This window comes from Lentzea xerophila, from assembly GCF_051094245.1.
Taxonomy (GTDB): Bacteria; Actinomycetota; Actinomycetes; order Mycobacteriales; family Pseudonocardiaceae; genus Lentzea; species Lentzea xerophila.
Map to the genome: position 1 here is coordinate 7,317,920 of NZ_CP194934.1, position 12,516 is coordinate 7,330,435.

Genomic DNA, 12,516 nt, shown 5'->3' on the forward strand with positions numbered 1-12,516 from the left:
ACGAAACGGCGCCTGTCCCCTTCGCCAGCGGGGACAGGCGCCGTTTCGCGTCAGACCCCGCCGACGACGATCCGCACCGTCGAGTACCGCCGCCGGAGCTGCTTGAGCGGCTCGTACGCCGGCGAGTTCCAGAACTCCTCCACGGCTTCCTTGCTCTCGAACTCGTGGATCACGAGCCTGCGCCACGACCAGTCGCCCTCGTACACGCGCGGTGCGGCGTCGTCGAGGATGTTGCGGGCACCTGCCTTCTCCAGGAGCGGGAACACCTCATCCACGTACTCCTGGAAGCCTTCTTCGTCGGTGATGTTCGAGTCGATCACTACGTAAGCGGTCATGTGATCAACCGTAAATAGCGCGTATCGGTCGTTTCCATCTCTGGAACGGCCCGGATTATGCGCGATCCGACCTGCCCTAGCCTGAAACGGTGGATGTCTTCACCGATGTCATCGCGACCATGCGCGTGGGCCGCGCCAAGTTCACGCGCTCACGCTGGAACGGGCCCTGGGGCCACCGCTTCGGTCCCTACGCCGGTGCGGGCTTCCACGTCGTGGTGCGGGGCTCGTGCTGGCTGATCCCGCCGTCAGGGGCGCCAGTGCGACTCGACGCCGGCGACGTGGTCTTCCTGCCGCACGGGGCCATGCACGGTCTGAGCGACCGCCCGGACCGCACGACGGCCGAACTGCCGCCCGCACGCGACACCGACCGCCCTACCGACGATCCCGACGGGCACACGCACCTGGTGTGCGGCGCCTACCGGCTGGAACGCGGTTAGGCGCACCCGTTCCTTCTGACCCTGCCGGACGTGCTGCACCTACGCGCGCAGCCCGGCAGGCACCCCGCGCTGCGCGCCGCCGTCGACCTGCTCAGCGCGGACGTCGCCGAGTCGAGGCCCGGCGCGGGTGCCGCATTGCCCGCGTTGCTCGACCTCTTGCTCGTGTACCTGCTGCGCGCGTGGCTGGACGAGGAGTCCGAGCGCAATCCGGGTACCGGGTGGTGCGCCGCCTTCACCGACCCGGTGATCGCCGCGACGTTGCGCCACGTGCATCGCGATCCGGCTCACCGGTGGACCGTGACCGAGCTCGCCGAGCGGGCGGGCATGTCCAAGACGGCCTTCGCCCGCCGTTTCACCGCGCTGGCGGGACAGTCACCGATCGCGTACGTGACCTGGTGGCGGCTGAGCGTCGGCGCGCGGATGCTGCTCGACGGCGAGGAGACGCTGGCCTCGGTCGCACGCCGGGTCGGTTACACGTCCGAGTTCGCCTTCGCCACCGCGTTCAAGAGGGAGTTCGGCGTGGCGCCCGGCAGGTTCCGGCGGCGGTCAGCGCACCTTGATGACGACGGTGCCGGCGGCCTTGTCGTGCAGGCACCGCCCGTCTGAGTCCCAGACCAGCGCCGGGATCAGCGGGAAGATCAGCACGGTCCGCAGCAGCGCGCGGGGCAGGTGCACGAACGTCTTGCCGTCGATGCGGGCCACCCGCAGCCCGAGCAGCGCGTGCCCCGGCGTGAACCCGAAGAACGCGACAGCGACCACGGTGATGACGAACCAGGCCAGCAGGCTCCAGTTCTTCGGCAGGTCGGGCTGCGTGAACAGAGCCGCGACGCCCGCCGAGAGGAAGAAGTCGACCAGGATGGCGAACGTGCGCCGCCCGATCGAGGCGATGGAGCCCGGCCCCTTCTCCGGGAAGCCGTGACGCTCACCACGCCAGCGCTGTTGCGTGCCGTCGTTCGAGTCCTCGCCCGGCGACAGCGCCGAGCTGGGTCCTGACAGCCACGTTCCGGTCCACCTGCTCACTCCACCAGAGTAAGGCCGTGCTCAACGGGTGAGGACTGGCAGGTCGTCTTGCCCCTTCGGACGGCCCCGTTAACACTGGCGAAACATCCGAGTGACGGACGGGCAACACCGCCGACATACGGTCGCTCGTGATGACCAGCCGGGACCGATAGTCAAGGAGTCGACGAGGGTGTTCAAGAATTCCGACGAGCTGCTGAAGTTCATCTCGGACGAGGGCGTCAAGTTCGTCGACGTTCGCTTCAGCGACCTGCCCGGCGTGATGCAGCACTTCACGCTCCCCGCGAAGGCGTTCGACGCCGACGCGATCGAGGAGGGTCTCGCCTTCGACGGCTCCTCCGTGCGCGGTTTCCAGTCGATCCACGAGTCGGACATGCTGCTGCTACCCGACCTGTACACGGCGCGCCTGGACCCGTTCCGGATCGAGAAGACGCTGATCGTCAACTTCTTCGTGCACGACCCGTTCACGCGTGAGGCGTACAGCCGCGACCCGCGCAACATCGCGCGCAAGGCCGAGCAGTACATCACCGACTCGGGCATCGCCGACACCGCGTACTTCGGTGCCGAGGCCGAGTTCTACATCTTCGACTCGGTCCAGTTCGACACGACCGCGAACGCCTCCTTCCACAAGATCGACGCGGTCTCCGGCTGGTGGAACACCGGCCGTGAGGAAGAGGGCGGCAACCTCGGCTACAAGGTCAAGTACAAGGGCGGCTACTTCCCGGTCACCCCGAACGACCACTACGCCGACCTGCGCGACCAGATGGTCCTCAACATGGAGGCCCAGGGCTTCACCGTCGAGCGCGCCCACCACGAGGTCGGCACCGGCGGCCAGGCCGAGATCAACTACAAGTTCAACACGCTGCTGCACGCCGCGGACGACCTGATGCTGTTCAAGTACATCATCAAGAACACCGCGTGGCAGGCCGGCAAGTCGGTCACCTTCATGCCGAAGCCGCTGTTCGGCGACAACGGCTCGGGCATGCACACCCACCAGTCGCTGTGGAAGGACGGCGCACCGCTGTTCCACGACGAGAGCGGCTACGCGGGCCTGTCCGACACCGCCCGCCACTACATCGGCGGCATCCTGCACCACGCGCCGTCGCTGCTGGCCTTCACCAACCCGACGGTGAACTCCTACCACCGCCTGGTCCCCGGCTACGAGGCCCCGGTCAGCCTGGTCTACTCCCAGCGCAACCGCTCGGCGTGCGTCCGCATCCCGATCACGGGCAACAACCCGAAGGCCAAGCGCATCGAGTTCCGCTGCCCCGACTCCTCGGGCAACCCGTACCTCGCCTTCTCGGCGATGGTCATGGCGGGCCTCGACGGCGTGAAGAACAAGATCGAGCCGCCGGCCCCGATCGACAAGGACCTCTACGAGCTCCCGCCCGAGGAGGCCCGCGACGTCAAGCAGGTCCCCGCGACCCTGGACGCCGTGCTCGACAACCTGGAGGCCGACCACGAGTTCCTGCTCGAGGGCGGCGTGTTCACCCCGGACGTGATCGACACCTGGATCTCGTACAAGCGTGAGCAGGAGATCGACCCGCTGCGTCTGCGCCCGAACCCCTACGAGTTCGCGCTCTACTACGACGTGTGATCGGTAGTGCTCTGCCCGAATGCCCGGTGGGATCTCCTGCCGGGCATTCGGCCTTTCCGGATCACACCGGCGAAGCCGAGGAACTGATCAGCGTCACGCTGCACGACACCCCTCTCGCATCCGTGCCCACCCGGGAGACCAGGACGTCGGCCTCCCCTCCCGTCGGCAACTTGATCCGGGCCGCACCACCGTCGAGGGCTTCCGCGGCCGTCCCAGCGCCGGACAGCTGCCAGACGCCGTCGGACACCGTCGGACACCGTCTCGATCAGGTCCACCCGATCCAGGTCGGCCGCGCTACCGTCCGCGTAGACGAGACGAGCCGGTCCTGAGTAGCTGAACATCGTCGCTCCCCTGCTTCCGCTACGCCTTCACACACGCGTAGCGGCGGCACGGGGTTCACGTGGTATTGGTTGCCAGTGACACAGTGGACGGTGCACGGCACCCGCAGGATCTACGAGTCCGAGTGGATGAGCGTCGACCTCGACGACGTAGAAGTGCCGCAGGGTGACCGGTTCGAGCACCACGTCGTGCGGCTGCCGTACCCGTCCACGGCCGTGGTGGTCGTGGACGACGACAAGGTTCTGCTGATGTGGCGGCACCGGTTCACCACGGACTCGTGGGGCTGGGAGATCCCGGCCGGCCGGCTCGAGGCGGGTGAGACGGCGGAGGACGCGGCGGTCCGGGAGACCGAGGAGGAGACCGGTTACCGGGTCAGCGTCGAGCCGTTGGTCACCATTCACCCGTTGAACGGCATCTGCTCCCAGGTCGTGCCCATCTTCGTCGGCACCGGCGCGACGAAGACCGGCGAGCACGATCCCGCCGAGGCGGTCAGGGTGGAGTGGGTGCCGCTCGGCGAGGTTCCCGCGATGATCCGAAAAGGACTGGTTCCCTGCGGGATCACGCTGGCGGGCCTCACCACCTACCTCACGCTGCGGTCAACCTAGAGCGGACCTCCATCAGCGCTTCGCCGAGCAGGTTCAGGCCGAGCCAGGACGCGGGGTCCGCGGCACGCGGGTCGGACGCGACCAGGCCGATGCCCCACACGCGGTCCTGCGGGCTGGCTTCGACCAGGATGCGGGAACCGGTGCCCACCAGGTAGGAGCGCAGCGGCGGGTTCTGGCCGAACTTCGCCAGGTTTCCCTCGACCACGATCTCGAGCCGCGAAGAATCCCAGACTTCGCTCGAGAAATCGGAGACCTGGCGGCCCAGGGCCTTGGCCTCGGCGGGAGTACGGGCGGCCAGCACTCGTTCGGCGACGGTGGTGTCGTCGAACAGCAAAGCCTTGCGCCACATCATGTAATGCTCGGCGGACGCGAACTGCTGTCCGTCCGCCACGAACGAGCACGGCCACCACTGCGACAGGCAGCCATTGCCGACGCCGCCGTCGCGTTCTGGCTGGTGGCCCCAGAAGAACAGGTACTTCATGCGGCCACAGTAGGCGGACTACCCGCGCGATTCCTCGGGGTTTTCGCCCGGCTCCGGCATCTCCGGCTCGCGCCACGCCTCGGACCTCGTCGGGCCGTTGGCGCGCAGCTCGTTCTCGACCTCCTTCTTCAGGTGGTCGTCCTTCGCGAAGCCGTGCTGGTCACTTCCACGTTGAGTCATGCATCAGGCGTACCCGCGCAAACCGGGTGGAATCACTTCGGCAGTGGAATACCCGTGACGGTGATCGCGGCGCCGGTGGGCGCGAACTGGCCGGAGATCGACGAGAACGTGAGGGTGAGCGAGTTCACACCCGCGCCGACCTTCTCGTCGAGGATCACGGTGCCCGAGGTGGTGGTGCCCTGGGTGACCAGGCTGTCCCACTTGCTGCTGGACGCCGTGTAGGTGCGCTTCAGGTCGTCCAGGACCGCGATGCCGTCCACGGGGAGGGTCATTCTGGCCTGGGAGGCGTTGGTGGCCGTGACGAAGAGCTTCACCCGGCCGTTCGCGGCTTCTACGCGGGTGACCTCTACCGTCAGCATGCCGCGCTGCTGCTTGAACGAGCCCGTCTGCACCTTCACCTCGGCGGACGGCTCGGTGGTGTCCAGTGCGCCATCAGGAGTTTCGACGTTGTTGGGTGTAGTCGTCGTAGCGGTGACGTTAGGCTGGGCGGCGGAGTTGCTGCCACTCAGTGCATACTCGATCACACCGAGTAGCGCGAGCACCCCGACAGCCACGCCCGCGATGGCGATCACGGTCTTACCTCGGCGCGTGACCCTGCGATGCTGCATGACTTCCTCTGCTCGACCCCCGCGACACAACACAGCTCCCCACTGAGCGCCGCCTAGTCTCATCTCGATTGGGTGAAACGTCAATGCGCTAGTGTCCGCGCGTGTCTCAAGATGTCGCCGAATTCACGGCTCCTCAGCTGCTCACCACCCACATCGTCGGCTCGGCAGCCGAAGCGGTCGAAGCGATCCAGGCCGCTGACGTGCTCGACCTCGGTGTTCGTGCCTACAACCGCCTCGTTCCCGACGCCGACGACGCCGAGTCGCTGGAGGAGGAGTGGGTGATCGAGGTCTACACCAACGCTCCGGCGGTGGACCCCGACTCCGACGAGGACTGAGCAGGTTCAGCAGGCGGGGGCACCCGGTGAGGAGTGCCCCCGAAACCTGAAGAAATACCTGAAGATTTCAGACGGTCAGCACAACTTTCCCGCGCACGTGCCCACCTTCGAGCAGTTTGTGCGCTTTCACCGCGTCAGCCAACGGAAAAGTCTGCTGCACCTCGACGCGCAGCTTCCCGGCCGCGACGAGGTCCGCCAGCCACTGCGTCTGTTCCGCGTTCGGCCGCGCCCACGTGTTGACGACGCCGTTCTCCAGCGCGCGCGGTCCGTCCACAATGGACGTCATCCGGGCCCGGTCCCGCACCAGCCGCAACGACTGGTCGAACGCGAGCCCGCCGACGTTGTCGACCACCACGTCGACCAGGCCGTCGCCGCCGACGAGCTCCGCCACCGTGTCGACCAGCGCGTCTCCGTACGCGACCGGTTCGGCTCCCAGCGACCGGACGAACTCGTGGTTGCGCGGCGACGCGGTACCGAGCACCCGGGACGCGCCCAGCTCACGCGCGATCTGCACCTGGAGATGCCCGACGCCACCGGCGGCCGCGTGCACCAGGACGACGTCGTCGGCACCGGCGCCGACGGCCTTCAACGACTGCAACGCCGTCAGCCCGGCCAGCGGCAGCGCGGCCGCGGTCACGAAGTCCACCGTGGACGGTTTACGCGCGACCATCCGGTCCGGCACGGAGATCAGCTCGGCGTAGGTGCCGAACTGGACGTGGTCCTTGCGCGCGTACGCGAGCACCTCGTCGCCCGGCTTCCAGTCCTGCACGCCGATGCCCACCGCCCGCACGACACCGGAGACGTCCCATCCCGGGATCAACGGCGTGTGGTGCGGCATCAGACCCCGCAGGTGCCCGGCTCTGACCTTGAAGTCCACCGGGTTCACCCCGGCCGCGCGCACCTCCACGAGGAGCTGGTCAGGCCCCAGCAGCGGATCGGGCAACTCCTGCAACGACATGACCCCGGCGTCGCCGAACTCGGTATACGCGATCGCTCTCACAGTTCCTCACCGTAGAAGACACGCTCGGCCACCGCACGCGCACGACGAGTGGTCCGGCGGTACTCCTCCAGGAACTCCCCCGGATCGCCACCCGGCTGGTGCCCCATCACGCAGGCCACGGCGACCAGGTCGCGCCCGGACGTCGGCAGCTGGTCGGACGCCTTGCCCCGCACCAGCGTCACGGCGTTGCGCGCCTGGGTCGCGAGGTTCCACGCGGCCGTCAGCGCGGCTGCGTCGTCGGCGGCCAGCAGTCCCGCCTCGACGGCGGCCGTCATCGCGGCCATTGTGGACGGTGTGCGCAGACCCGGCACGGCGCCGGAATGCTGCAGCTGCAACAACTGCACGGTCCACTCGACGTCGGCGAGCCCACCGCGTCCGAGCTTGGTGTGCGTGCTCGGGTCGGCGCCGCGCGGCAGCCGTTCGGCGTCGACCCGCGCCTTGATCCGCCTGATCTCCCGTACCGATGCCGCGTCCAGCCCGTCCGCCGGGTACCGCAACGGCTCGATCAGCGCCTCGAACTCGGTGCCCAGCTCGGCGTCACCCGCGATGAACCGGGCCCGCAGCAGCGCCTGCCTCTCCCAGGGCTCCGCCCACTGCCGGTAGTAGGCGCGGTAGGAATCGAGCGTCCGCACCAGCGGCCCCTGCCGGCCCTCTGGCCGCAGGTCAGTGTCGACCTGCAGCGGCGGGTCCTGCGACGGCGCGCCGAGCAGCCGCCGGATCTTCTCCACGACACCGCTCGCCCACTTCACCGCCTCGGCGTCCGACACGCCCTCCAGCGGCCGGCACACGAACATCACGTCCGCGTCCGAGCCGTACCCGAGCTCATGGCCGCCGAGCCGTCCCATCCCGATAACGGAGACCACGGCGAGAGGCTCACCGGACGCCCGCACGGCCGCGTCCAGCGCGCTCTCCAGCACCGCCGCCCACACCTCGGACAGCGAGATGCATACCGTCTCCAGCGGCATGAACCCCAGCAGGTCCGCGGCCGAGATCCGCAGCAGCTCATGGCGCCGCAACGACCGTGCGGCCGCGATCGCCCGCGGCGCGTCTCCGTACCGGGACACCGCGCTGCGCAGCGGGTTCCCGATCGAGTGGGGATCACCGCCGACCAGCGCCTCGGTGTCCGCGAGCAGCCTCAACACCTCCGGTGCCCGCACCAGTAGGTCGGGCACGAGGCGAGAGGTGCCGAGCAGTGCCGCGAGCCGTTCGACGACCGCGCCCTCGTCCCGCAGCAACCGCAGGTACCAGGGCGTTTCCGCGAGCGCCTCCGAGACTTTGCGGTACGCGAGCAGCCCACCGTCCGGATCGGGCGTGCCGGCGAAGAGGTCCAGCAGCACCGGCAGCAGGGCACCCTGGATGCGAGCACGCCGCGACACCCCGTGCGTCAACGCCTGGATGTGCCGCAACGCCCCGTCAGGGGACGTGTAGCCCAACGCGGCAAGCCGGGCCACGGCCTCCTTGGTCGTGAGCCGCAACGCCTCGGTCGGAACGCCCGCCACGGATTGCAGCAACGGCCGGTAGAACAGCTTCTCGTGCAGCCGCCGGACCTGGTTGGCGTGCTTGCGGAACTCCGCGAGCAGCACCTGCCCCTCCGACTTCCGCCCGTCCGCCGCGAGCCCCACGGAACGCGCCAGCCAGCGCAACGCCGTGACGTCGTCGTCGGCCGGGAAGAGGTGCGTGCGCAGTAAACGCTGCAACTGCAGCCGGTGCTCCAGTGTGCGCAGGAACCGGTACGAGCGCCCGAAGTCCGCCGCGTCGTTGCGCCCGACGTACCCGCCCTTGCCCAACGCGGCCAACGCGGCGGTCGTCGCCTGAATGCGCAGCTCTTCGTCGGAACGGCCGTGCACGAGTTGCAGCAGCTGCACGGCGAACTCGACGTCGCGCAGGCCACCCCGGCCGAGCTTCAGCTCGCGGTCGGCGAGCCCGGACGGCACGTGGTCCTCGACCCGGCGCCGCATCGCCTGCACGTCCTCGACGAAGTTCTCCCGCTCGGCCGCCGTCCACACGTACGGCCGCACGACGTCGAGGTAGGCCTGCCCCAGCTCGGCGTCACCGGCGACCGGCCGTGCCTTGAGCAGCGCCTGGAACTCCCAGGTCCGCGCCCACTTCTTGTAGTAGGAGGCGTGTCCGTCCAACGTGCGGACCAGGGCCCCGGCCTTGCCCTCCGGCCGCAGCGCCGCGTCGACCTCGAAGCACGACTGGCCTGCGATCTGCATCATCGTGCTGGCCAGCCGCGTCGCCACGCCCAGATCGCCCTCGGCGACGAACACGACGTCGACGTCGCTCACGTAGTTGAGCTCGTTCGCGCCGCACTTGCCCATGGCGATCACGGCGAGCTGGCAGCGGTCGGCGCCGTTCACGCGTTCCGCCGCGAGCTTCAGCGACGCCCTCAGAGCCGACACGGCCAGATCGGACAGTTGCTCGGCCACGGTGTCGTACGGGACGAACGGCAGCGTGGGCTCCACGACGGATGCCAGGTCGTTGGCGGCGACGAGCAGCAGCTTCGCCCGATACTCGGTACGCAGCACGTCGCCGTCCGCCAGTTCCAGCGACACGTCGACCTCGCCGGTCAGCGAACGCCACCGGTCCGGGTTCACGACCAGGAAGTCCGACAGCGCGGTCGACGAGCCGAGCACGGCCAGCAACCGGCCGCGGACCAGCACGTCCTCGTGCAACGCGGCCGAGAGGGCGTCCCAGTCGGCGACGGCGTGCAGGCGTTCCAGCCCGCGCAGCGCGAGGTCGGGATCGGGGCACCGGGACAGCGCGGACAGCACGGGTTCGGCGCCGTCGCCAGGACGGCGGTCAGCCCAGAGGCCGAGACCGCGCAGCACCTCTTCGCTGCGCGGCTCGGTGAGCCCGAATCTTGCCGGTGACGCGTGGCGGACTGGTTCGCTCATCAAGAGCCAACCCTAATGCCCTCACCGCGTCAGAAGACGATCAGTGAGAGCCCGTAGAACACGACGGCGACGCACCCGGCGAAGCTCGCGTACGCGGGAACCTTCTTGCCGCCCGACAACGCGCGGATGCCGACCACGAACAACGTCACCACGAGGACCGTGGCCAGCAACGTGGCGCCGAAGACCTGGAGCAGCGCGACCCAGTTGACGGTCATGCCGCCACCTTGTGCAGCTCGGCCTGGGCGGCGACCTCGTCGACGATGTGCTCGGGCTTCACCGGCTCCCGGCGCGACAGGATCCAGATGCCGAGCGACACCGCGGACCCGATGACGGCGACGCCGATGACACCCGTGGTGCCGCTGGACGCCCACTTGCCCGCGAGCGCGCCGACGATGCCGGCGGCGGGCAGCGTGAGCAGCCAGCCGGCGGCCATCTTGCCCATCGTGCCCCACTTGACGCCGTGCCGGTCACGGCCGAGGCCGGAGCCCATGATGCCGCCGGACGCGACGTGCGTCGTGGACAGCGCGAAGCCGAGGTGCGAGGACGCGAGGATCGCCGTGGCGGTCGAGGTCTGCGCCGCGAAGCCCTGCGCGGGCTCGATGGTCGTCAGGCCGCGGCCGAGCGTGTGCGTGATGCGCCAGCCACCGAGGTACGTGCCGAGCGCGATCGCGACACCGGCGCTGACGATCACCCAGGTGGGCGGGCCGGAGCCGGGGGCGAGCGAACCGGACGTGATCAGCGCGAGCGTGATGATGCCCATGGTCTTCTGCGCGTCGTTCGTGCCGTGCGCGAGGGAGACCAGCGAGGCGGACGCGACCTGGCCGACCTTGAAGCCGGTGTGCGAGACCCGCGGGTCCGCCGCCCGCTTGAGGCGGTAGACGACGATCGTGGCGATGGCCGCGACGAGACCGGCGACCAGTGGCGCGACGATCGCGGGCACCAGCACCTTGTCGAAGACCTTCGCGAAGTGGATGGCGTCCGCACCGGACGCGACCCACGCAGCACCGATCAGCCCGCCGAACAACGCGTGCGACGAGCTCGACGGCAGGCCGACGTACCAGGTGACCAGGTTCCACATGATCGCGCCGACCAGCCCGCCGAAGATGACGGCGGGCGTGATCTGGGCGTCGTCGACGATGCCGCCGGAGATGGTCTTGGCGACCTCGACGGAAAGGAACGCGCCCACGAGGTTGAGTACCGCGGACAACGCGACCGCCGTGCGGGGCTTCAGAGCACCAGTGGCGATGGAGGTGGCCATGGCGTTGGCCGTGTCATGGAACCCGTTGGTGAAGTCGAAGATGAGAGCAGTGACAACAACGATGATCACTACAAGTGCGGGATCCACACTGATCCTCCGGCTGGATCGAACAAGCTGTCCAGGAGATTACGGTACCGCCAACGGAGGATGTCCTAAAACCTACGAAAGTAACGTCACACCAACGGAAGTTGTGTGCCCAGCCCCCCTGCGGGCAACAGTTCTCCCCGAACGAGTTTCGCGAATCGCGCGACGAACGGCTGCCACACCTCCTCGAAGTCGCGATGCGCCTCCTCGAGGAACTCCTGGTCGAAGTGACTGGGCCGCGCGCAGGCCGCCGAATCGGGATCCTTGGCGGCCCAGTTCAAGACGATTTCCGGGGTCGTCTCAATGTGGAACTGCAGGCCGTAAGCGCTCTCGCCCACCCGAAACGCCTGGTTCGGATATTTCGGGGACGCCGCGAGGTGCTCCGCGCCGGGCGGCAGCAGGTGGACCTCGTCGTTGTGGAACTGCAGGACGTCGGGCGTGAACGGCAGGTCGGCGAACAACGGGTCGTTGCCGGCGGCATCCCGCTTCGCCACCAGCAACACGCCGACCTCCGGTCCCTGCGGACCTTTGCGCACCTGGCCACCGGTGGCGGCCGCGAGCAGCTGCGCGCCGAGGCAGATCGCCAGCGTCGGCACCTTCTTCGCCACGGCGCTCGACAGCAGCCGGCGGGCGTCCGCGAGCCACGGGTGATCGATGTCGTCGAGCGCACCCATCTCACCGCCGAGGCAGATGACGCCCTGGTAGCCGTCGAGGTTCTGCGGCGCCGGCTCTTCCTTCAGCTGTACGAGGTCGAGCTCGACGCCCTCGGCTTCCAGCCAGTCACCCAGCTTCGCGAGCGGGTCTGACTGCGAGGGCTGCAGGACGAGCAGGCGCGGTGCGTTCACGCACTCGAGCCTATGTCGGCAGTGGTCAACAGTGGCACGCGACCTTGGAAACATCAGACGAGACGAGACGGTTCGTCTCGGTCGGGTAGCCGGCCTCCCGCCACGCCGTGATGCCGCCGGAGAGGCGCTTCACCCGGAAGCCCCTCCGCGCGAGCGCCAGCGCGCCCTTGGTGGCGGCGTTGCACTGGAAGCTCTCGCAGTAGCAGATGTAGACCAGCTCAGGATCGAGGTCCGGCCGCTCGGGCAGGTCGCGGTACGGCAGGTTGATGGCGCCGGGGATGCGCTCCTGCTCGAACGCGTCGGGCGCTCGCGTCTCCACGAGGACGTAGCCCTTGACGTTGCCCTCCAGCAGGTCGCGGTGGACGTCGTCGGGGTCGGCCTCGAACGCGAGCTCGGCGGCGAAGAAGGCGGCGGCGGTGTGCGGGTCGGCGGCGGGGAAGCGCAGTGCGTTCGTCATGCCCTCGATCCTGCTGGCGCCAGTCCTCTGAGGACAGGCGG

Annotated in this window: 16 protein-coding genes and 1 pseudogene; 5 read left to right on the forward strand and 12 right to left on the reverse strand. The window is 68.8% G+C overall.

Going from position 1 to position 12,516, the window contains the following annotated elements:
• Positions 1 to 50: 50 nt before the first annotated feature.
• On the reverse strand, positions 51 to 335 hold the full coding sequence (locus ACRSBM_RS34900; protein ID WP_434450297.1) for a DUF1330 domain-containing protein: 285 nt from the start codon (positions 333 to 335) through the stop codon (positions 51 to 53).
• Positions 336 to 424: 89 nt separating this feature from the next.
• On the opposite strand from ACRSBM_RS34900, the pseudogene ACRSBM_RS34905 reads away from it, so the two are divergent.
• Positions 425 to 949 (forward strand): annotated as a pseudogene (locus ACRSBM_RS34905) (cupin domain-containing protein); the annotation flags it as partial.
• A gap of 90 nt (positions 950 to 1,039) precedes the next feature.
• Positions 1,040 to 1,378, forward strand: a complete 339-nt coding sequence (locus tag ACRSBM_RS34910) for a helix-turn-helix transcriptional regulator (protein ID WP_434453348.1) — start codon at positions 1,040 to 1,042, stop codon at positions 1,376 to 1,378.
• Here the strand turns inward: ACRSBM_RS34910 and ACRSBM_RS34915 are convergent.
• Positions 1,319 to 1,792: an RDD family protein gene (locus ACRSBM_RS34915; RefSeq protein ID WP_434450299.1), complete on the reverse strand. Its 474-nt coding sequence runs from the start codon at positions 1,790 to 1,792 to the stop codon at positions 1,319 to 1,321. The two genes, ACRSBM_RS34910 and ACRSBM_RS34915, sit on opposite strands and share 60 nt — an antisense overlap.
• Positions 1,793 to 1,961: 169 nt before the next feature.
• Here ACRSBM_RS34915 and glnA point away from each other — a divergent pair, with 169 nt between their 5' ends.
• On the forward strand, positions 1,962 to 3,386 hold the full coding sequence (gene glnA / locus ACRSBM_RS34920; protein ID WP_434450301.1) for a type I glutamate--ammonia ligase: 1,425 nt from the start codon (positions 1,962 to 1,964) through the stop codon (positions 3,384 to 3,386).
• Between the two features lie 61 nt (positions 3,387 to 3,447).
• Here glnA and ACRSBM_RS34925 read toward each other — a convergent pair whose 3' ends face one another.
• Positions 3,448 to 3,633 carry a hypothetical protein gene (locus ACRSBM_RS34925; RefSeq protein WP_434450303.1) on the reverse strand — a complete coding sequence of 62 codons (186 nt, stop codon included), beginning with the start codon at positions 3,631 to 3,633 and terminating at the stop codon, positions 3,448 to 3,450.
• A gap of 169 nt (positions 3,634 to 3,802) precedes the next feature.
• Here ACRSBM_RS34925 and ACRSBM_RS34930 point away from each other — a divergent pair, with 169 nt between their 5' ends.
• On the forward strand, positions 3,803 to 4,330 hold the full coding sequence (locus ACRSBM_RS34930; protein ID WP_434450305.1) for an NUDIX hydrolase: 528 nt from the start codon (positions 3,803 to 3,805) through the stop codon (positions 4,328 to 4,330).
• On the opposite strand, the gene ACRSBM_RS34935 is transcribed toward ACRSBM_RS34930, so the two are convergent.
• The 3 genes from ACRSBM_RS34935 to ACRSBM_RS34945 are packed head-to-tail and all read right to left on the reverse strand — an operon-like array spanning position 4,311 to position 5,599.
• Positions 4,311 to 4,811 (reverse strand): NADAR family protein, encoded by a 501-nt coding sequence (locus ACRSBM_RS34935; RefSeq protein WP_434450306.1) that lies wholly within the window; start codon positions 4,809 to 4,811, stop codon positions 4,311 to 4,313. The genes ACRSBM_RS34930 and ACRSBM_RS34935 overlap by 20 nt on opposite strands.
• A gap of 18 nt (positions 4,812 to 4,829) precedes the next feature.
• The gene (locus ACRSBM_RS34940) at positions 4,830 to 4,991 is read right to left on the reverse strand and encodes a hypothetical protein (RefSeq protein ID WP_434450307.1); all 162 of its coding nucleotides are present in this window, start codon (positions 4,989 to 4,991) and stop codon (positions 4,830 to 4,832) included.
• A 32-nt stretch (positions 4,992 to 5,023) separates the two neighbouring features.
• On the reverse strand, positions 5,024 to 5,599 hold the full coding sequence (locus ACRSBM_RS34945; protein ID WP_434450309.1) for a hypothetical protein: 576 nt from the start codon (positions 5,597 to 5,599) through the stop codon (positions 5,024 to 5,026).
• Positions 5,600 to 5,700: 101 nt separating this feature from the next.
• Between ACRSBM_RS34945 and ACRSBM_RS34950 the strand changes: the two genes are divergently transcribed.
• On the forward strand, positions 5,701 to 5,934 hold the full coding sequence (locus ACRSBM_RS34950; protein WP_434450311.1) for a hypothetical protein: 234 nt from the start codon (positions 5,701 to 5,703) through the stop codon (positions 5,932 to 5,934).
• A gap of 67 nt (positions 5,935 to 6,001) precedes the next feature.
• Here the strand turns inward: ACRSBM_RS34950 and ACRSBM_RS34955 are convergent, their stop codons facing one another.
• The 6 genes from ACRSBM_RS34955 to ACRSBM_RS34980 all read right to left on the reverse strand — a co-directional run bounded on the left by ACRSBM_RS34955 (position 6,002) and on the right by ACRSBM_RS34980 (position 12,475).
• Positions 6,002 to 6,934 (reverse strand): NADP-dependent oxidoreductase, encoded by a 933-nt coding sequence (locus tag ACRSBM_RS34955; protein WP_434450313.1) that lies wholly within the window; start codon positions 6,932 to 6,934, stop codon positions 6,002 to 6,004.
• Positions 6,931 to 9,831 carry a bifunctional [glutamine synthetase] adenylyltransferase/[glutamine synthetase]-adenylyl-L-tyrosine phosphorylase gene (locus ACRSBM_RS34960; RefSeq protein ID WP_434450315.1) on the reverse strand — a complete coding sequence of 967 codons (2,901 nt, stop codon included), beginning with the start codon at positions 9,829 to 9,831 and terminating at the stop codon, positions 6,931 to 6,933. Before ACRSBM_RS34960 ends, ACRSBM_RS34955 begins: the two co-directional genes overlap by 4 nt.
• Before the next feature lie 29 nt (positions 9,832 to 9,860).
• Complete coding sequence (locus ACRSBM_RS34965; RefSeq protein WP_434450317.1) at positions 9,861 to 10,046, reverse strand: hypothetical protein; 186 nt, start codon at positions 10,044 to 10,046, stop codon at positions 9,861 to 9,863.
• Positions 10,043 to 11,176, reverse strand: coding sequence for an inorganic phosphate transporter (locus ACRSBM_RS34970; RefSeq protein ID WP_434450319.1), 1,134 nt, complete (start codon positions 11,174 to 11,176; stop codon positions 10,043 to 10,045). The genes ACRSBM_RS34965 and ACRSBM_RS34970 overlap by 4 nt, the downstream gene beginning before the upstream one ends.
• 86 nt (positions 11,177 to 11,262) lie before the next feature.
• Positions 11,263 to 12,018, reverse strand: coding sequence for a type 1 glutamine amidotransferase (locus ACRSBM_RS34975; protein WP_434450320.1), 756 nt, complete (start codon positions 12,016 to 12,018; stop codon positions 11,263 to 11,265).
• 25 nt (positions 12,019 to 12,043) lie between these two features.
• Positions 12,044 to 12,475 carry a rhodanese-like domain-containing protein gene (locus tag ACRSBM_RS34980; protein WP_434450322.1) on the reverse strand — a complete coding sequence of 144 codons (432 nt, stop codon included), beginning with the start codon at positions 12,473 to 12,475 and terminating at the stop codon, positions 12,044 to 12,046.
• Positions 12,476 to 12,516 lie beyond the last annotated feature (41 nt).

Coding starts and splice junctions, on each gene's coding strand:
- ACRSBM_RS34980 (WP_434450322.1), bottom strand. CDS start 12,475: ATGACGAACGCACTGCGCTTCCCCGCCGCCGACCCGCACACCGCCGCC.
- ACRSBM_RS34945 (WP_434450309.1), bottom strand. CDS start 5,599: ATGCAGCATCGCAGGGTCACGCGCCGAGGTAAGACCGTGATCGCCATC.
- ACRSBM_RS34940 (WP_434450307.1), bottom strand. CDS start 4,991: ATGACTCAACGTGGAAGTGACCAGCACGGCTTCGCGAAGGACGACCAC.
- ACRSBM_RS34935 (WP_434450306.1), bottom strand. CDS start 4,811: ATGAAGTACCTGTTCTTCTGGGGCCACCAGCCAGAACGCGACGGCGGC.
- ACRSBM_RS34965 (WP_434450317.1), bottom strand. CDS start 10,046: ATGACCGTCAACTGGGTCGCGCTGCTCCAGGTCTTCGGCGCCACGTTG.
- ACRSBM_RS34900 (WP_434450297.1), bottom strand. CDS start 335: ATGACCGCTTACGTAGTGATCGACTCGAACATCACCGACGAAGAAGGC.
- ACRSBM_RS34960 (WP_434450315.1), bottom strand. CDS start 9,831: ATGAGCGAACCAGTCCGCCACGCGTCACCGGCAAGATTCGGGCTCACC.